This window comes from uncultured Sphingomonas sp. (genome assembly GCF_964237335.1).
Lineage (GTDB): Bacteria > Pseudomonadota > Alphaproteobacteria > Sphingomonadales > Sphingomonadaceae > Sphingomonas.
Map to the genome: position 1 here is coordinate 256,066 of NZ_CAXSHM010000001.1, position 17,333 is coordinate 273,398.

The 17,333-nt window shown below is 71.0% G+C and carries 13 protein-coding genes and 1 pseudogene; 10 read left to right on the forward strand and 4 right to left on the reverse strand.

The features are described 5' to 3' along the window. Positions 1-14: 14 nt before the first annotated feature. From ACFE65_RS01225 to ACFE65_RS01235, 3 genes are all read right to left on the reverse strand, one after another. The gene (locus ACFE65_RS01225) at positions 15-1,124 is read right to left on the reverse strand and encodes an ATP phosphoribosyltransferase regulatory subunit (protein WP_375380495.1); all 1,110 of its coding nucleotides are present in this window, start codon (positions 1,122-1,124) and stop codon (positions 15-17) included. A 135-nt stretch (positions 1,125-1,259) separates the two neighbouring features. After that, entirely contained in the window at positions 1,260-2,837 is a 1,578-nt protein-coding gene (gene serA / locus ACFE65_RS01230) for a phosphoglycerate dehydrogenase (protein ID WP_375380496.1), read from the reverse strand. 110 nt (positions 2,838-2,947) lie between these two features. Continuing rightward, the gene (locus ACFE65_RS01235; RefSeq protein ID WP_375380497.1) at positions 2,948-4,129 is read right to left on the reverse strand and encodes a phosphoserine transaminase; all 1,182 of its coding nucleotides are present in this window, start codon (positions 4,127-4,129) and stop codon (positions 2,948-2,950) included. Positions 4,130-4,393: 264 nt separating this feature from the next. Between ACFE65_RS01235 and ACFE65_RS01240 the strand changes: the two genes are divergently transcribed. The 10 genes and pseudogenes from ACFE65_RS01240 to ACFE65_RS01285 all read left to right on the forward strand — a co-directional run bounded on the left by ACFE65_RS01240 (position 4,394) and on the right by ACFE65_RS01285 (position 15,601). Further along, entirely contained in the window at positions 4,394-4,876 is a 483-nt protein-coding gene (locus tag ACFE65_RS01240) for an extensin family protein (RefSeq protein ID WP_375380498.1), read from the forward strand. A gap of 58 nt (positions 4,877-4,934) precedes the next feature. Further along, the gene (locus ACFE65_RS01245; RefSeq protein ID WP_375380499.1) at positions 4,935-5,825 is read left to right on the forward strand and encodes an LOG family protein; all 891 of its coding nucleotides are present in this window, start codon (positions 4,935-4,937) and stop codon (positions 5,823-5,825) included. A gap of 232 nt (positions 5,826-6,057) precedes the next feature. After that, positions 6,058-7,860, forward strand: a complete 1,803-nt coding sequence (locus ACFE65_RS01250) for a DEAD/DEAH box helicase (protein WP_375380500.1) — start codon at positions 6,058-6,060, stop codon at positions 7,858-7,860. 165 nt (positions 7,861-8,025) lie between these two features. Next, positions 8,026-8,484, forward strand: a complete 459-nt coding sequence (locus ACFE65_RS01255) for a YaiI/YqxD family protein (RefSeq protein WP_375380501.1) — start codon at positions 8,026-8,028, stop codon at positions 8,482-8,484. Between the two features lie 13 nt (positions 8,485-8,497). After that, positions 8,498-9,025: a 2Fe-2S iron-sulfur cluster-binding protein gene (locus ACFE65_RS01260; protein ID WP_375380502.1), complete on the forward strand. Its 528-nt coding sequence runs from the start codon at positions 8,498-8,500 to the stop codon at positions 9,023-9,025. Continuing rightward, complete coding sequence (locus ACFE65_RS01265; protein WP_375380503.1) at positions 9,022-10,047, forward strand: FAD binding domain-containing protein; 1,026 nt, start codon at positions 9,022-9,024, stop codon at positions 10,045-10,047. Before ACFE65_RS01260 ends, ACFE65_RS01265 begins: the two co-directional genes overlap by 4 nt. Then, positions 10,044-12,361: pseudogene (locus ACFE65_RS01270) on the forward strand (xanthine dehydrogenase family protein molybdopterin-binding subunit). Before ACFE65_RS01265 ends, ACFE65_RS01270 begins: the two are co-directional and overlap by 4 nt. Positions 12,362-12,485: 124 nt before the next feature. After that, complete coding sequence (locus ACFE65_RS01275; RefSeq protein WP_375380504.1) at positions 12,486-14,126, forward strand: NAD(P)/FAD-dependent oxidoreductase; 1,641 nt, start codon at positions 12,486-12,488, stop codon at positions 14,124-14,126. An 85-nt stretch (positions 14,127-14,211) separates the two neighbouring features. After that, a complete protein-coding gene (locus ACFE65_RS01280; RefSeq protein ID WP_375380505.1) occupies positions 14,212-14,391 on the forward strand; it encodes a hypothetical protein in 180 nt (59 codons plus the stop codon). 7 nt (positions 14,392-14,398) lie between these two features. Continuing rightward, positions 14,399-15,601, forward strand: coding sequence for an NAD(P)/FAD-dependent oxidoreductase (locus ACFE65_RS01285; protein ID WP_375380506.1), 1,203 nt, complete (start codon positions 14,399-14,401; stop codon positions 15,599-15,601). 3 nt (positions 15,602-15,604) lie between these two features. On the opposite strand, the gene ACFE65_RS01290 is transcribed toward ACFE65_RS01285, so the two are convergent. Further along, complete coding sequence (locus ACFE65_RS01290; protein ID WP_375380507.1) at positions 15,605-17,299, reverse strand: thiamine pyrophosphate-binding protein; 1,695 nt, start codon at positions 17,297-17,299, stop codon at positions 15,605-15,607. Between the last annotated feature and the right edge of the window lie 34 nt (positions 17,300-17,333).

Consider the following 17,333-nt stretch of genomic DNA (forward strand, 5'->3'; position numbering starts at 1 on the left):
CCCAACGACATTCTTCAAGTCACCAGCTCCGCCGCCCCGTCCCGCCACACATGCGAGCAGAGCTGGGCCTCAGGCGTGTCACCCGCCTCCAGTGCCGCGACCGTCACCCAGCCTGCCGCGCGACAGGCGGCCCCTTCGCTTGCCGGCGTCCCGAGCGGCAGGAACAGGCGGCGGCGCGCGTCGGGTTCCGGCGCGACCGGCAGGCGATCGGCGTAGAGCGACACGCCGGTCGCCGCCTCCTCCGCCCCCCCATTTCCAAGATCCTCGTGGACGATCGTGTAGGTGCCGCCGCGGCCGATCTCGCGCGCCGCGCCGGCCGCGAACAGCGAGAAGCCGAGCCAGCTCTGGAACTCGAACCCGTGCCGCTCGGTAGGATCGAGCGTCAGCGACGCGCGGCCCTCCAGCGACGCCGCGATCGCCGCCAGCCCATCGAGCCGCGATCCGAGCACGCCGTGCGCGTCGAAGCTGCGCAGCCGGGCCAGCGCCGGCTCGAACGGCCCCGCCGCCTCGATCAGCGGCAGATAGGCGGGCGCGAGGTCCGCCACCGCGCCGGCGTCCTTGGCATCAAGCCGATCGCGGAGCAGTGCCACGTCGGCCACCGGCAGCGGTCCCGCCGCCAGCGTGTCGACCAGGTCCGGCAGGGTGAAGTCGATCGACAGCCCGGCGACGCCGGCCGCCGCGAGCGCGTCGACGGCGACGCCCACCACCTCGCGCGCCGCCGCGACCGAGTCGAGCCCGATCAGCTCGCAGCCGATCTGGCGCTGCTCGCGCGCCGGATCGAGCTCGGGCGCGCGCAGCCGCAGCACCGATCCGGCGTAGGACAACCGAACGGGGCGCGGATGGTGGCCCATCCGCGTCGCAGCGATGCGCGCGATCTGCGCCGTCAGGTCCGGGCGGATCGCCAGCGTCGCCTGGCTGACCGGATCGACGAAGCGGACGGCATCACGCAGCCCCCCCGCCTTCAGCCGCGTGCCCAGCCCTTCCGCGAACTCGGCGAGCGGCGGATCGGTGCGCTCATAGCCGTGCAGCCGCGCCGCCTCCAGCATGCGCGCCTCCAGCCGCGCGGCGTGGTCGGCATGCGGGGGCAGGCGGTCGCGGAAACCTTGGGGGAGGAGGGCGGTCATGGCGCGTGCGTCATAGCGGACGGCAGCGGCGCGTCACGCGAGTAAATCGCGTGACGTCGAACCCCGCCATGCTGGCGTGGCCGGCCGCGCTGGCGCGTCTTGCCGCCTGCTGCGCTGGCAGCATGCGCGCTGCGCTCAGAACCTCAACCCCCGCGCCGTCCGCACCCCCGGCAGCGCCTTCACCTTCCCCAGAAGCTCCGCCGTCACAGGCTCGTCCACCGACAGCAGCAGCACCGCCTCGCCCGCCGCCTGGCGCCGGCCGAGATGGAAGGTGCCGATGTTGACGCCGGCCTCGCCCAGCGCCGTGCCGAGCCGGCCGATGAACCCCGGCGCGTCCTCGTTGACGACGTACAGCATCGGGCCCGCGAGATCGGCCTCCACCTTGATGCCGAACAGCTCGACCAGCCGCGGCGCCGAGTCGCCGAACAATGTGCCCGCGACCGACCGGTCGCCGTCGGCCGTCGTCACCGTCACGCGGACGAGCGTGTGATAGGTGCCCTCGTGGCTGGAGCGCACCTCGCGCACGTTCATGCCGCGCTCCTTCGCCAGGAACGGCGCGTTGACCATGTTGACGGTGTCGGAGTGCACCCGCATGAACCCGGCAAGCACCGCGCCGGTGATCGGCTTCATGTTGAGCGCCGCCGCCGCGCCTTCCGTCTCCACCGTCACCGACGAGACGGCACCGGTCGCGAGCTGCCCGACCAGGCTGCCCAGCTTCTCGGCCAGCGCCATATACGGTTTCAGCTTGGGCGCCTCCTCCGCCGACAGGCTCGGCATGTTGAGCGCGTTGGTGACGCCGCCCGACATCAGGAAATCCGCCATCTGCTCGGCGACCTGGATCGCGACGTTCACCTGCGCCTCGGTGGTCGATGCGCCTAGATGCGGCGTCGAGATGAAGCCCGGCGTGCCGAACAGCGGCGACTCCTTCGCGGGCTCGGCCACGAACACGTCGAGCGCGGCGCCGGCGATGTGGCCCGAGTCCAGCCCTGCCTTGAGCGCCGCCTCGTCCACCAGCCCGCCGCGCGCGCAGTTGACGATCCGCACGCCCTTCTTGGTCTTGGCCAGGTTATCGGCCGACAGGATATTGCGCGTCTGGTCGGTCAGCGGCGTGTGCAGCGTGATGACGTCGGCACGGTCAAGCAACTGGTCGAGTTCCACTTTCTCCACGCCCATCTCGATCGCGCGCTCGGGCGTCAGGAATGGATCATAGGCGACCACCTTCATCTTCAGGCCGCGCGCGCGATCGGCGACGATGCTGCCGATGTTGCCCGCGCCGATCAGCCCGAGCGTCTTGGCGGTCAGCTCGACGCCCATAAAACGGTTCTTCTCCCACTTGCCCGCCTGCGTCGACTTGTCCGCCTCGGGCAGGTCGCGGGCGAGCGCGAACATCAGCGCGATGGCGTGCTCGGCGGTGGTGATCGAGTTGCCGAACGGCGTGTTCATCACGACGACGCCCTTGGCGGACGCGGCGGGGATGTCGACGTTGTCGACGCCGATCCCGGCCCGGCCGACGACCTTGAGGCGGGGGGCATGGGCGAGCATGTCCTTCGTCACCTTGGTCGAGCTGCGGATGGCAAGGCCGTCGTAGTCGCCGATGATCGCCTTCAATTCATCGGGTGTCTTTCCCGTGATCTCGTCGACCTCCACGCCCCGCTCACGGAAGATCGCGGCGGCCTTGGGGTCCATCTTGTCGGAGATGAGTACTTTGGGCATGACGTTTGCTCCTTGCAAACGTCATCCTGACGAAAGTCAGGATCTCGTGCGGCAAGCGGAGGCTCGCGATCGCAGGAGATCCCAGCTTTCGCTGGGATGACGGATAATGGTCAGTTTGCGGCGCGAGCCGCCGCATAGGCCCAGTCGAGCCACGGCCCGAGCGCCGCGATGTCGGCGGTGTCCACCGTCGCGCCGCACCAGATGCGCAGGCCCGGCGGCGCGTCGCGATAGCCGGCGACGTCGAACGCGGCGCCTTCCTTCTCCAGCGCCGAGGCCATCCGCTTGATGAACGCCTCGTCCGCGCCCGCGACCGTCAGGCAGACGCTGGTCTTCGACCGGGTGGCGGGATCGGGCGCGAGGTGGCCGAGCCAGTCGCGCGCCTCGACGAGTCCGTCGAGCGCGGCGGCGTTGGCGTCGGACCGCGCGATCAGCGCGTCGGCGCCGCCCAGGCCCTTGGCCCATTCGAGCGCCCAGATCGCATCCTCGACCGCCAGCATCGACGGCGTGTTGATCGTCTCGCCCTTGAACACGCCCTCCGCCAGCTTGCCTTTAGAGACCAGCCGGAACACCTTGGGCAGCGGCCAGGCGGGGGTGTACCCTTCCAGGCGTTCGACGGCGCGCGGGCCCAGGATCAGCACGCCGTGGCCGCCCTCCCCGCCCAGCACCTTCTGCCACGAGAAGGTGGCGACATCGATCTTCGTCCAGTCGATCGGATAGGCGAACACGCCGGACGTCGCGTCGGCGAAGCTCAGCCCCTCGCGCTCCGCCGGAATCCACTCGGCATCGGGCACGCGCACGCCTGACGTGGTGCCGTTCCAGGTGAACAGCACGTCGCTGGACCAGTCGACCGCGCCGAGGTCTGGCAGAAGCCCATAGTCGGCACGCACCACCGTGGGGTCGATCTTGAGCTGCTTGACCGCATCGGTCACCCAGCCCTCGCCGAAGCTTTCCCAGGCCAGCGCCGTCACCGGCCGCGCGCCCAGCATCGTCCACATCGCCATCTCATAGGCGCCGGTGTCGGAGCCCGGCACAATGCCGATGCGATGCGTGTCGGGCAGCCGCAGCAGCTCGCGCATCAGGTCGATGCTGTACTGGAGGCGCTGCTTGCCGATCTTGGAGCGGTGCGAGCGGCCCAGGCTCTGCGTCCCGAGCGCAGCGGCGGACCAGCCGGGCGGCTTGGCGCAGGGACCGGAGGAAAAGAACGGGCGCGCCGGCCTGACTTCGGGTTTCTGGCTGGCGGGCTGGTCGACGGTGGACGCACGCGTGGCGTCGGCAACGGCAGTATCGGTCATGTCTGACTCTCCTTACAGAGAGCACGCGCGGCGTTGGGACCGCGTGGCCCGTCGAGCGCACTAGGGGGGTCCGCCGGGCGGCGCAACCCGCTATGGTCGCGGCGATGCGCCTCCGCCTGTTGCCGTTCACCCTCCTCGCGCTCGCCGGCTGCGGCCGGGTCGAGCGACCTGCTCCTGCCCGACCCCGCACCGTGCAGGCGCCGTCCGATCGCGAGACGCAGGCCTGCTATGCCGACCTTGTGCGCATGGGCGTCCGCTTCGCCGGTGGCCGACCAGGATTTCGGCGGCGGTTGCGCGCTGCTCGGCACGGTGCGGCTGGTCGACATCGGCGTGCCGATGACGGGGCTGAAGGCGCTGCGCTGCGGCGAGGCGCGCGCGCTGACGGGCTGGGTCCGCAACGCGGTGGCGCCGGCCGCCTATCAGATGCTGGGCAGCGAACTCGCGCGCGTCGACGGGCTCGGCACCTACGCCTGCCGCAACGTGATCGGATCGGCGGCCGCGTCCGGCCGCCGCTCGGGCCATGCCATCGCTAATGCGGCCGACATCGGCGGCTTCGTGCTGAAGGACGGCCGCCGGATCACGATCGCCGCCGACTGGGCCTCGCCCGACCTTCAGGTCCACGGGTTCCTCGATGCGATCCACCGCTCCGCCTGCCGCCGCTTCGGCACCGTGCTGTCGCCCGACTACAACGCCGCGCACCACGATCACCTGCACCTCGAAGACGACCACGTCGGGTTCTGCCGTTGAGGTCCGAGGTCGCGCTCCGCCGCTATGCAGCACGCCAATTGTGCCTTACGGACCTTGGATGACCGACACACGAGTACCAAGCCGCGTCTTCCGCCGCGCCGCGCAGGAAGCCAAATCCGCCCAGACGCAGATCTCCACGCCGCAGACGCGCAACCCCGCCTATCGCCTCGCCTTTCAGGACATGGATTTCCTGCTGCGCGAGGACCTGCGCCCCGTCCGCTTCCAGCTCGAGCTGCTCAAGCCGGACCTGATCCTGGAGGAGGCGAAGATCGCGTCGACCTTCGTCTTCTACGGCTCCGCGCGCATCCCGGAGCCCGACAAGGCACGCGCGCTGCTGGACCTCGCCACCGACGACAAGAGCCGCCGCATCGCCGAGCGGCTGGTCGCCAAGAGCCATTATTACGACGTCGCCCGCGAGCTCGCGCGCATCACCAGCCGGCTGCCGCGCGATGAGGACGGCAAGCGGCATTTCGTCGTCTGTTCGGGCGGCGGCCCGTCGATCATGGAGGCGGCGAACCGCGGCGCGGCCGACGAGGGCGTCGAGTCGATCGGCCTGAACATCGTCCTGCCGCACGAACAGGCGCCCAACCCTTATGTCAGCCCCGCGCTGTCGATGCAGTTCCACTATTTCGCGCTGCGCAAGATGCATTTCCTGCTCCACGCCCGCGCGCTGGCGGCGTTTCCCGGTGGATTCGGCACGTTCGACGAGCTGTTCGAGCTCTTGACGCTGATCCAGACCGGCAAGATCGAGCCGATCCCCGTGCTGCTGTTCGGGCGGGAGTTCTGGGAGCGGGTGGTCAATTTCGAGGCGCTGGTGGAAGAAGGCGTGGTGTCCGAGCGCGACCTCGGCATCTTCACCTTCGTCGAGACCGCCGCGGAGGCGTGGGACGTGGTGCGCACCTTCTACGAGGACCGGGCCGCGCAGGAGCCGTCGCCGCCGATCGGGTGAGCGGGTGAGCGGGTGAGCGGGAGCAGTGGACCTCCGGCTTTCCGTTTCCCACGCACCCGCCGTCATCCCAGCGAACGCTGGGATCGCTGCAACCGGTGAACCGCCCATCGAAGAGATCCCAGCATTCGCTGGGATGACGGTGAAGGGCACGCGACGGGCATCAACATCCGCCGCCGCTCGACCCCGCGCCACCCTGCCTTGCTTCCGCCACCTCGCGCGCCGATATCAGGGGATGCCTTTCAGCCAATTACCGCCGCCTCTCCAGGAGGCGTTGACCGAACGCGGCTATGCCGCCCCCACCGCCGTGCAGTCCGCCATGCTGGAGGAGGGCGCCGACACGCGCGACCTCATCGTCTCGGCGCAGACCGGATCGGGCAAGACCGTCGCCTTCGGGATGGCGATGGCTGGGCAGCTGCTGCCCCGGATCGAAGGGGAGGATGCGGGCTTCGCGCCGATCGCGCAGCCCGGTGCGCCGCTCGCGCTCGTCATCGCGCCGACGCGCGAGCTCGCGCTGCAGGTGAGCCGCGAGCTGCAATGGCTGTACGCCAAGTCGGGCGCGCGCATCATCAGTTGCGTCGGCGGCATGGACCCGTCGCGCGAACGCCGGCTGCTCAGCCACGGCGCGCATGTCGTCGTCGGCACGCCCGGCCGCCTGCGCGACCATCTCGAACGCGGCGCGCTCGACCTGTCCGCGCTCAAGGTCGCCGTCCTCGACGAGGCGGACGAGATGCTCGACATGGGCTTCCGCGAGGATCTGGAGGGCCTGCTCGACGCGACGCCCGACGGCCGCCGCACGTTGCTGTTCTCTGCCACCATGCCCCGCCCGATCGTCGCGCTCGCCCGCCGCTACCAGCGCGACGCGATGACGGTGTCGACGGTCGGCTCGGACCGCGGCCATGGCGACATCAGCTACCAGGCGCTCGCGGTCGCGCCGTCGGACATCGTGCATGCGGCGGTGAACCTGCTGCGCTTCCATGAGCCCGATACCGCGATCGTCTTCTGCGCGACGCGCGAGGCGGTGCGGCAGTTGCACGCGCGGCTGGTCGAGCGCGGCTTCGACGCGGTCGCGCTGTCGGGCGAGCATAGCCAGGCCGAGCGCAACCACGCGTTGCAGGCGCTTCGCGACCGCCGCGCGCGGGTCTGCGTCGCGACGGATGTGGCGGCGCGGGGGATCGATCTGCCCAATCTGTCGCTCGTCATCCATGCTGAACTGCCGCGCGATGCGGAGGCGTTGCAGCACCGCTCGGGCCGCACCGGCCGCGCAGGGCGGAAGGGGATCGCGGCGCTGATCGTCCCCTATCCGCGCCGCCGCCGGACCGAGGCGATGCTGCGCGACGCGCGGGTGGCGGTGGAATGGATATCCGTGCCGACGCCGGAGGATATCCGGGCTGCGGACCGCCAGCGGCTGCTCGCCGCGCTGTCCGCGCCTGTCGAGCTGGACGACGATGATCGCGAAATGGGTGCCGCGCTGCTCGCCGAGCGGAGCGCGGAGGAGGTCGCCGGCATGCTGGTCCGCGCCCACCGCGCGAAGCTGCCCGCCGCCGAGGAGCTGCTGGAGGCACCCGCCGCCGGACGGGGCGCGCCGGGCCGCGAGCGCGGCAACGACGCCGGGCCCGGATCGGGCGCCAGCGGCAGCCGGGCGGGCTTCGACGACGCCGTCTGGTTCCGCATGAACATCGGTCGGCGCCAGAACGCCGACCCGCGCTGGCTGCTGCCGCTGCTGTGCCGGCGCGGGCATCTGGGCAAGGGCGAGATCGGCGCGATCCGGATCGCGGCCGAGGAGACGATGTTCGAGGTGCCGCGCGCAACCGCCGGCCGCTTCCTGGCGGCGGTGAAGCGCACCGCCTCGACGGCCGATCCCGAGGGCGAGCTGCAGATCGAGCAGGCCCAGGGCGGCCCTGCGCCGGGCGGCGCCAGCGGCGGAGCGCGTCCGTCCGCAGGAGGTCAGGGCGGCAACCGAGGCGCCCCGCCGCGCGCGCGCTACACCGCCCGGCCGACCCAGGCCCGCGGCCCGCGCCCGGGCGGCCCGCGCTGAAGCGGATCGCGCCTCCACCCGTCACCCCGGCCTCGTGCCGGGGTCCAGGGTTGCGGCAAGCGACGCGCCCTGAAATGCTGACGATGTTTCCCGCCTCGCGCTGGACCCCGGAACAAGTCCGGGGTGACGGTCGGGGGCGTGCGGGTCTACGAGCTTCCTGCTAGGATGACCCCGCCCCGCATCCTGGTCGACGCCGACGCCTGCCCGGTGAAGGACGAGGTCTACCGGGTCGCCTTCCGCCACGCCGCGGCCGTGTGGATCATCAGCAACAGCCGGCTGCGCGTGCCCGAGCATCCGCTCGTCACCCGCGTCGTGGTGAGCGACGGGTTCGACGCCGCCGACGACTGGATCGCGGAAGCGGCGGGCGCGGGCGCGATCGTGGTCACCGCCGACATCCTGCTCGCTGACCGCTGCCTGAAGGCGGGCGCGGCCGTGCTCGCGCCAACCGGCCGGCCGTTCACCACCGCCTCGATCGGCACCGCTATCGCCACCCGCGCGATCATGGCCGACCTGCGCGCGGGCGGCGACCAGCTCGGCGGGCCTGCGCCGTTCGGCAAGGCCGACCGGTCCCGCTTCCTCTCGGCGCTGGACGAGGCCGTGGTGAAAGTGGCAAGGCGCGCCTAACGGAGGTTTGCTTATGCACTTCACGGTCAACGGCCAGCCGGTTGAGGCGGCGTTCGACGCCCGCACCTCGCTGCTCGACCTGTTGCGCGATCACTTGGGCCTTTCCGGCACCAAGAAGGGGTGCAACCAGGGGGCGTGCGGGGCCTGCACCGTCCTCGTCGATGGCGAACGGATCAACGCCTGCCTTGCGCTCGCGGTGCAATATCAGGGCCGCTCGATCACCACGGTGGAAGGGCTGGCGACGGCCGGCGACCTGCACCCGCTCCAGCGCGCGTTCATCGAGCATGACGGGTTCCAATGCGGCTATTGCACGCCGGGCCAGCTCTGCTCGGCGGTGGCAATGGCGGCCGAGGTCGCGCGCGGGCTGCCCAGCGTCGTCACCGCCGACCTGTCGGCCGAGACGATCGCGCTTTCTTCCGACGAGGTGCGCGAGCGGATGAGCGGCAATCTATGCCGCTGCGGCGCGTACAACGGCATCGTCGACGCGATCGCGGAGACGTTCGCGGGCGAGGGCCGGCGACCGCTGGAGCATGCGGCATGACACCATTCCGCTACGAGCGCGCGGACGACGCGGCCGCCGCCGTCCGCCTCGCCGCCGATCCCGCCGCGCGCTATCTGGGTGGCGGCACCAACTTGGTCGACCTGATGCGCGAGGTGGTGGAGCGGCCGGACACGCTGGTGGACGTGACCGCCCTCGCCCGCGGTATCGCCGCGACGGACGCCGGCGGCCTGCTGATCGGCGCCGCCGTCACCAACACCCAGCTTGCGGAGCACCGGGCGGTGCGCGAGCGATATCCGGTCCTGGCGCGCGCGATCCTGGCCGGCGCGAGCGCGCAGATCCGCAACATGGCGACGCTGGCGGGCAACATCCTCCAGCGCACCCGCTGCACCTATTTCTACGACACCGCCGGTTCGCGCTGCAACAAGCGCGAGCCAGGCGCGGGCTGCGACGCGATCGAGGGCTTCAACCGCATCCACGCGATCCTGGGGGCCTCGGGGTCCCCTTCGCCCGCCTGCGTCGCGACGCACCCGTCCGACATGGCGGTCGCGCTCGTCGCGCTCGACGCGACGGTGCATCTGGAAGGGCCGGCCGGCGCTCGCGCGATGCCGCTGGCGGACCTGCACCGACTGCCCGGCGGCACGCCCGAGCATGAGACGAACCTGCTGCCCGGCGAGCTGATCGTCGCGATCGAGCTGCCGGCGATGCCGTTCGCGGCGCACTCCACCTATCGCAAGGTGCGCGACCGGGCGAGCTATGCCTTCGCGCTGGTGTCGGTGGCGGCGGCGCTCGACGTGGAGGGCGGCACGATCCGCGACGTCCGGCTGGCGCTCGGCGGCGTCGCGCACAAGCCGTGGCGTGCATGGAGGGCAGAGGCGGTGCTGCGCGGCGCGCCCGCGACCGAGGCGACGTTCCGCGCCGCGGCCGAGGCCGAGCTCGCCGACGCCGTGCCCTTGCGCGACAACGGCTTCAAGATACCGCTAGCGACGCGAACGATCGTCGCCGTGCTGGGCGAGCTCTCCGGCACTGCCGTCCACGCAGAGCTGACCGGAGAAGCCGCATGAGCGTCGTCACGGATGCCGCGATGGCGGTGATGAAGAAGGCGTTGGCGATCGCGCCCGACAGCTGGCTGCCCGGCGGCACGCCCGATCCGCTGATCCGCCACCAGCACGGCCATGTCGGCAAGCCCGTGTCGCGGCTCGACGGCCCGTTGAAGGTGAAGGGCGCCGCGCGCTTCGCCGCCGAGTTCCCGCTTGACGGCATGGTCCATGCGGCGCTCGTCTTCTCGACCATCCCCAAGGGCCGGATCGCGACGATCGACACGAGCGTGGCGCAGGCGGCGTCGTGCTCGTCATGGATCACCGTACCGCGCCGCGCCTCAAACCCGTGCCGATGTTCGGCAGCGCGCAGAAGGGCGCCGGCGGCGACAATCTGCCGGTGATGCAGGACGACCGCATCCACTGGAACGGCCAGCCGGTGGCGATCGTCCTCGCCGAGACGCAGGAACAGGCGGATCACGCCACGACGCTGATCCACGTTACCTATGCCGCCGAGCCCGCGGTCACCTCGTTCGACGAGGCGCGCGCCGCCGGGCAGAAGCAGGCCGTCTTTTTCGAAGGGCCGCTGAAGGACGAGATCGGCGATGCCGACGCCGCGCTCGCCGCGGCGCCGTTCGTGGTGGACGAGCTGTACGAGACGCCGCGCCACAGCCACAATGCGATGGAGCTGCACGCGGCGACGCTGATGTGGACGAGCGGCGACACGGGCGACGAGCTGATCGTCCACGACACGACGCAGGGCGTGGCGCACGCCGCCTGGTCGCTCGCGCAGGTGTTCGGGATCGAGGAGGCGCAGGTCCGCGTCACCTCGCCCTATGTGGGTGGCGGCTTCGGCGGCAAGACGCTGTGGCAGCATCAGGTTCTCGCCGCCGCCGCCGCGAAGCTTGCCGGGTGGCCGGTCCGGATCGTGCTGTCGCGCGAGGGCGTCTTCCGCATCGTCGGCGGCCGCACGCATACCGAGCAGCGGGTGGCGATCGGCGCGCAGGCGGACGGACGCTTCGACGCGATCGTCCACACGGGCGTCGTCGCGATGAGCCCGAACAACAACATGCCCGAACCGTTCATCCTCGGCACCCGCTGCCTCTACGACGCGGGCTCGTTCCGCCTGGGCGTCGAGACGACGACGATGGACATGCTCGCCAACACCTTCATGCGCGCGCCGGGCGAATCAGTCGGCACGTTCGCGCTCGAATCGGCGGTGGACGAACTGGCGTACAAGCTCGGCATCGACCCGATCGAGCTGCGCATCCGCAACGAGCCCGAGAAGGACCCAACGACTGGCCTGCCTCACTCGTCGCGCCACATGGTGGAGGCAATGCGCGCCGGCGCGGAGAGGTTCGGCTGGGGCAGGCGCAGCGCCACGCCACGTGCCCGGCGCGAGGGCGAGTGGCTGGTCGGCATGGGCATGGCCGCCGCGACCTACCCCTATCAGCGGATGGCCGGCGGCGCCGCGTGGCTGACCCTGACGCGCGACGGGCATGCGACGGTGCAGATCGCAGCGCACGAGATGGGCATGGGCACCTCGACCGCCTCGACGCAGATAGCGGCCGAGCGGCTGGGGCTCGAACTGGACCAGGTGACGTTCGAATATGGCGATTCGTCGCTGCCCGGCGTCGTGCTGGCGGGCGGGTCGCAGCAGACCGCCGCGATCGGCGCATCCGTCATCGCGGTGCACCGCGCGCTGGTGGCCGAACTGCTGAAGCTTGCGGGCAACGATTCGCCGCTCGCCGGACTCAAGCCGGACGAGGTGGGCGGGCACGACGGCGGCCTCGCAAGCCTCGCCGACCGGTCCGCGTTCGAAAGTTATGCCTCCATCCTGTCGCGCGCCCAGCGGGACGAGGTGAGCGTCGAGGCGAGCGCGTCGAAGCCGATGGAGGCGATGCATTGGTCGATGCACTCCTATGGTGCGCAGTTCGCCGAGGTCCGCGTCAACGCGGTGACCGGCGAGACGCGGGTCAGCCGCTTCCTCGGCAGTTTCGACTGCGGGCGGATCATCAATCCCAAGACGGCGACCAGCCAGTTCCGCGGCGGCATCATCATGGGGCTCGGCCTCGCGCTGATGGAGGAGACGCAGGTCGACGAGCGCAACGGGCGGGTGATGAACCCGTCGCTCGCGGAAAATCACGTCCCCGTTCACCTGGACGTGCCGCAGATCGACGTGATCTGGACCGACATCCCCGATCCCCACGCCCCGATGGGCGCGCACGGCATCGGCGAGATCGGGATAACCGGCGTTGGTGCCGCGGTGGCGAACGCGGTGTACAATGCGACCGGCAAGCGGGTGCGCAGCCTGCCGATCACGCTCGACAAGCTGATGTGACCGTTCCCTAACATCACCCCGAACTTGATCCGGGGTCCCACTTCTTTCTTGGGTCGCCAGAAGAAGCGGGGCCCCGGGTCGAGCCCGGGGTGACGATGAAGGGCTACGCTCCTAAATACGCCTCATGCTCCGCATCGCCGACCTCAAGCTGCCGCTCGGGCACGCGCCCGACGCGCTCGCGTCCGCGATCCTGGCCCGGCTGGGCATCGCGCCCCACATGCTGATCGAGTGGCATATTGCCCGCCGCGCCAACGATGCGCGCAAGAAGTCGGCGATCCTGCTTGTTTATTCCCTCGACGTCGTGCTGGCGGACGAGGCGGCGGTGCTGGCGAGGTTCGTGGGCGATCCTTACGTCAAGCCAACGCCGGATACCGACTACCGCCCCGTCGCCACGGCATCGCCCCATCTTCCGGTCGGCGCGCCCCGCCCTGTCGTGATCGGCGCCGGGCCATGCGGGCTGTTCGCCGCGCTGATCCTCGCGCAGTCCGGCTTCCACCCGATCGTGCTCGACCGCGGCAAAATGGTGCGCGAGCGGACCAAGGACACCTGGGGGCTGTGGCGGCGGGGCGTGCTCGACCCTGAATCGAACGTCCAGTTCGGCGAAGGCGGCGCGGGCACTTTCTCCGACGGCAAGCTGTGGAGCCAGGTCAAGGACCCGCGCCACCTCGGTCGCAAGGTGCTGCGGGAGTTCGTCGATGCCGGCGCGCCCGCGGAGATCCTGACGGAGGCGCATCCGCACATCGGCACATTCCGCCTCGTGACGATGGTGGAAGCGATGCGGCGGCAGATCGAGGCGCTGGGCGGCGAGTACCGCTGGCAGGCGCGGGTCGACAATGTCGAGCGCGACGCCACCGGTCGCCTCCGCGCGCTGCACCTGTCGACCGGCGAGCGGCTGGCGGTTAGCCATGTGGTCCTCGCCCCCGGCCACTCGGCGCGCGACACCTTCGCCATGCTCCATGCCGCCGGCGTCCATGTGGAGGCCAAGCCCTTCTCGATCGGCGTGCGGATCGAGCACCCGCAAGGCTGGATCGACCGCGCGCGGTTCGGCGCCTGCGCGGGCCACCCGGACCTCGGCGCGGCGGCCTACACGCTGTCGCACCATTGCACCGGGGAGGCGGCGGGGCGGACGGTCTACAGCTTCTGCATGTGTCCCGGCGGGCGCGTGGTCGCGGCGACCAGCGAGGTCGGCCGTGTCGTCACCAACGGCATGAGCCAATATTCGCGCGCCGAGTTCAACGCGAACTCGGGGCTGGTGGTCGGCATCGACCCGGCGCGCGACTATCCGGGCGGGCCGCTGGCAGGGATCGACCTCCAGCGACGGCTGGAGAGCGCCGCCTATGTCGCGGGCGGATCGAGCTATGCCGCGCCGGGGCAGACCGTCGGAGACCTGCTCGCCGGCCGCGCGTCAACTGCGTTCGGCGCCGTCACGCCGTCGTACAAGCCGGGCGTGCACCTGACCGACCTCGCGGACTGCCTGCCGCCGTTCGTCATGGCCGCGTTCCGCGAGGCGCTGCCCGTGTTCGGGCGGCAGATCGCCGGCTACGATCATCCCGACGCGGTGATGACGGGGGTGGAGACGCGCACGTCGTCGCCCGTGCGGATCACGCGCGGCAAGGACTTCCAGAGCCTCAACACCGCTGGGCTCTACCCGGCCGGTGAGGGCGCGGGCTATGCTGGCGGCATCCTGTCCGCCGCGATCGACGGGATCAAGGTGGCGGAAGCGGTGGCGCTGAGCATGACGGCATCGCCGTCACCCCGGACTTGATCCGGGGTCCCGCCGTTGGGCAGCGCCGTTTCGAAGAAGAAGCGGGACCCCGGGTCGAGCCCGGGGTGACGAGAGGAAGGACACGATGACCGAGAAGTTCGAACGCCACCGCCAGCCCTGGCGGCAGGACGAGATCCAGAAGCTGCACACGCTCGCCAAGAAGGGCATGGCGCTCAAGGCGATCGCCAAGGCGCTGACCCGAAGCGAGGAGTCGGTGAAGGACCGCGCCAAGGAAGACGGGCTGCCGATCGCCAGGCTGCGGTGACTGCCTCGTGACCGCCGACACGTACGACGCGATCGTGCTCGGTGCGGGCGCGGCCGGACTGATGGCGGCCGCCACCGCCGGCCAGCGCGGGCGGCGGGTGCTGGTCGTCGACCATGGTCGCGAGCCAGGCGCGAAGATCGTGATCTCGGGCGGCGGCCGGTGCAACTTCACCAACCTGGGCACCGCACCCGATCGGTTCGTGTCCGCCAACCCGCATTTCGCGCGCTCGGCGCTCGCCCGCTACACGCCGGAGGATTTCGTCGCGCTCGTCGCCCGGCACGGCATCGGCTGGCACGAGAAGACGCTGGGGCAGCTCTTCTGCGACCGATCGGCGAATGACATCGTCGCGATGCTGATGGGCGAGTGCCAAATGGCCATGGGGTCGGGCGGCGTCTCGTTCGCGCTCGGCCGGCCGGTGACGGGCGTCGACCATGCGGATGGGCTGTTCCGGGTGAGCGTCGACGGCCGCAGCGTGACCGCCCCGGCGCTGGTGATCGCGACCGGCGGGCCATCGATCCCCAAGCTGGGCGCGACCGGCTTCGCCTACGACCTCGCGCGCCGGTTCGGGCTGAAGGTCGTGGAGCCCCGCCCCGCGCTCGTGCCGTTGACTCTGGGGCCAGACCCGGAAGGAGGTGGGGCGCTATTCCGCGATCTCGCCGGCGTGTCCGCCGAGGTCGTCGCGCGCTGCGGCACCGCTGCGTTCCGGGAGGCGGCGCTGTTCACGCATCGTGGCCTGTCCGGCCCGGCGATCCTCCAGGTCTCTTCCTATTGGCGGCATGGCCAACCGGTGGGCATCGACTTTCTGCCCGACCGCGAGCCCGGCTGGCTGCGGCAGGCGAAGCGCGCGACGCCGCGCGCGCGGCTGGGCAGGCTGCTGGCGGGCACGCTGCCCTCGCGGCTGGCGGACACGCTGGCCGGGCGCGTTGGCCTGGACGGAGATCTCGCCACGCTGCCCGACACCAGGCTGGACGCCGCCGAGCGCCGGCTGGCCGACTGGTCCTTCGCCCCCAACGGCAGCGAGGGCTATGCCAAGGCGGAGGTGACGGTGGGAGGGATCAGCACCGCCGAGTTGTCGCAATCGACGATGGCGGCCAAGCGCATGCCCGGCCTGTACGCGATCGGCGAGGCGGTCGACGTGACGGGCTGGCTGGGCGGCTACAACTTCCAATGGGCCTGGGCGAGCGGCTGGGCGGCGGGTCAGGCGATGTAGGCGTTAGCCGCCCGTCACGGCCGCCACCGCTTCGCGCACCTTGGCGATACCGAACTTGAAGGCCTGCCCCGGCTCGATGTGCGGCATCGCCGGCAGCTCGGCGGGGTCGATCACCGCGTGGAGGATCGCCGGCCCGGGCGCGGCCAGGAACGCGCGGACGGTCTGCACCAGCGACCCCGGCTCCCGCGCGGTGAACCCCTGCGCGCCACACGCCCGCGCGAACACGGCGAAATCCATGTTGGGGAAGCTCGCGCCCGATGCCGGCGGATTGCCCGCGCCCTCCATCTCCAGATGCACCAGCCCCCATGTGCTGTTGTCGTACACCACCACCTTGATCGGCAGCTTGTGCTCGACCGCGGTCATGAACTCGCCGATCAGCATCGTCATGCCGCCGTCACCCGAGTGCAGGATCACCTGCCGGTCGCGATCGAGCGATTGCACCCCGTTGGCGATGCCGAGCCCGGTGCCGACCGCGGCGTTGTTGAACGATCCGGTGATCCGCTGGCGCCCCGTCTGGCGGGTCCAGTTGCCCGCCCACAAAGTCACCTCGCCCGTGTCGGTAACGAACACCGCGTCGTCGTCTGCGGCGTCGCTTATCGCGCGGGCGACCGCCTGGGGGTAGATCTTGTCCCCAGACCGGGCGGGGTCGGCCTTGGCGTCAAGCATCGCGTCCCATTTCGCGCGCGCCTTGGTGGCGGTGGCGAAGAAGGTGTCGTCGTCGCGCGGCGCCAGCCGGTCGATCAGCATCCGCAGCGCCGGCCGCACCGACCCGACCACACCCAGCGCGATCGGGGTCCGCCGGCCGAGCGCGACGGCGCGCTCGTCGATCTGGATGACGCGGCCATGCTTGGGCAGGAAATCGACGTACGGATAGTCGGTCCCGAGCATCAGCAGCAGGTCCGCGTCATGGATGGCGTCCGTCCCCGCCGTACCGCCGATCAGACCGACGCCGCCGATCCAGTGCGGGTCATGATAGGGTAGCAGTTCCTTCGCACGATAGGTATGCGTCAGCGGCGCCTTGAGCCGGTCAGACAGCTCGATCAGCTCGGCCTCCGCCCCACGCGCGCCGGCACCGCAGAACACCGCGACCGTCTTCGCCATATCGACCAGCTTGACGGCGGCGGCGATGTCCTCCGCCGAGGGCGCGACCTCGGGCCGCGGGCGCAGCGTCGGGATGCTCGGCACCGCGCGGCCGACATGCGCGGAGAAGACGTCGGGCGGGATGCTTAAGTGCGCGACTCCGCGCTCGCCATAGGCCGCCGCGATCGCCTGGTGGAACACCGCCGGCGCCTGCTCGGCCGCGCCGAGCGTCTGGGTATAGACGGCGACGTCGCGGAACAGCAGATCAGGCGAGTCTTCCTGCAGATAGTCCGTGCCGCGCAGGTTGGACGGCACGCCGCCCGAGATCGCCAGCACCGGCGCATGATCCTTGCGGGCCTCGTACAGCCCCGCGACCAGATGGATTCCGCCCGGCCCGGTGGTGCCGCAGCACACGCCCAACCTGCCCGTCAGCTTCGCCTGGCCGGCGGCGGCGAGCGCGGCGCCCTCCTCGTGGCGGACGCCGATCCACTCGATTACGTGCTGGCGGCGGATCGCGTCGGTGAAGGGGTTGAGCGCATCGCCGACGATGCCGAACACCTGGCGCACTCCGATCTCGGCCAATGTCTCGACGAGCAGTTCGGCAACGGTCTTGGGCATGGGAGCGGGTTCCGACAGCACGGCAGGCTGCGAG

What these genes read in the sequence shown, in the direction of transcription:
- ACFE65_RS01225 (WP_375380495.1), bottom strand. Translation starts at nt 1,124, where the DNA reads ATGACCGCCCTCCTCCCCCAAGGTTTCCGCGACCGCCTGCCCCCGCAT.
- serA (WP_375380496.1), bottom strand. Translation starts at nt 2,837, where the DNA reads ATGCCCAAAGTACTCATCTCCGACAAGATGGACCCCAAGGCCGCCGCG.
- ACFE65_RS01235 (WP_375380497.1), bottom strand. Translation starts at nt 4,129, where the DNA reads ATGACCGATACTGCCGTTGCCGACGCCACGCGTGCGTCCACCGTCGAC.
- ACFE65_RS01245 (WP_375380499.1), top strand. Translation starts at nt 4,935, where the DNA reads ATGACCGACACACGAGTACCAAGCCGCGTCTTCCGCCGCGCCGCGCAG.
- ACFE65_RS01250 (WP_375380500.1), top strand. Translation starts at nt 6,058, where the DNA reads ATGCCTTTCAGCCAATTACCGCCGCCTCTCCAGGAGGCGTTGACCGAA.
- ACFE65_RS01255 (WP_375380501.1), top strand. Translation starts at nt 8,026, where the DNA reads ATGACCCCGCCCCGCATCCTGGTCGACGCCGACGCCTGCCCGGTGAAG.
- ACFE65_RS01260 (WP_375380502.1), top strand. Translation starts at nt 8,498, where the DNA reads ATGCACTTCACGGTCAACGGCCAGCCGGTTGAGGCGGCGTTCGACGCC.
- ACFE65_RS01265 (WP_375380503.1), top strand. Translation starts at nt 9,022, where the DNA reads ATGACACCATTCCGCTACGAGCGCGCGGACGACGCGGCCGCCGCCGTC.
- ACFE65_RS01275 (WP_375380504.1), top strand. Translation starts at nt 12,486, where the DNA reads ATGCTCCGCATCGCCGACCTCAAGCTGCCGCTCGGGCACGCGCCCGAC.
- ACFE65_RS01280 (WP_375380505.1), top strand. Translation starts at nt 14,212, where the DNA reads ATGACCGAGAAGTTCGAACGCCACCGCCAGCCCTGGCGGCAGGACGAG.
- ACFE65_RS01290 (WP_375380507.1), bottom strand. Translation starts at nt 17,299, where the DNA reads ATGCCCAAGACCGTTGCCGAACTGCTCGTCGAGACATTGGCCGAGATC.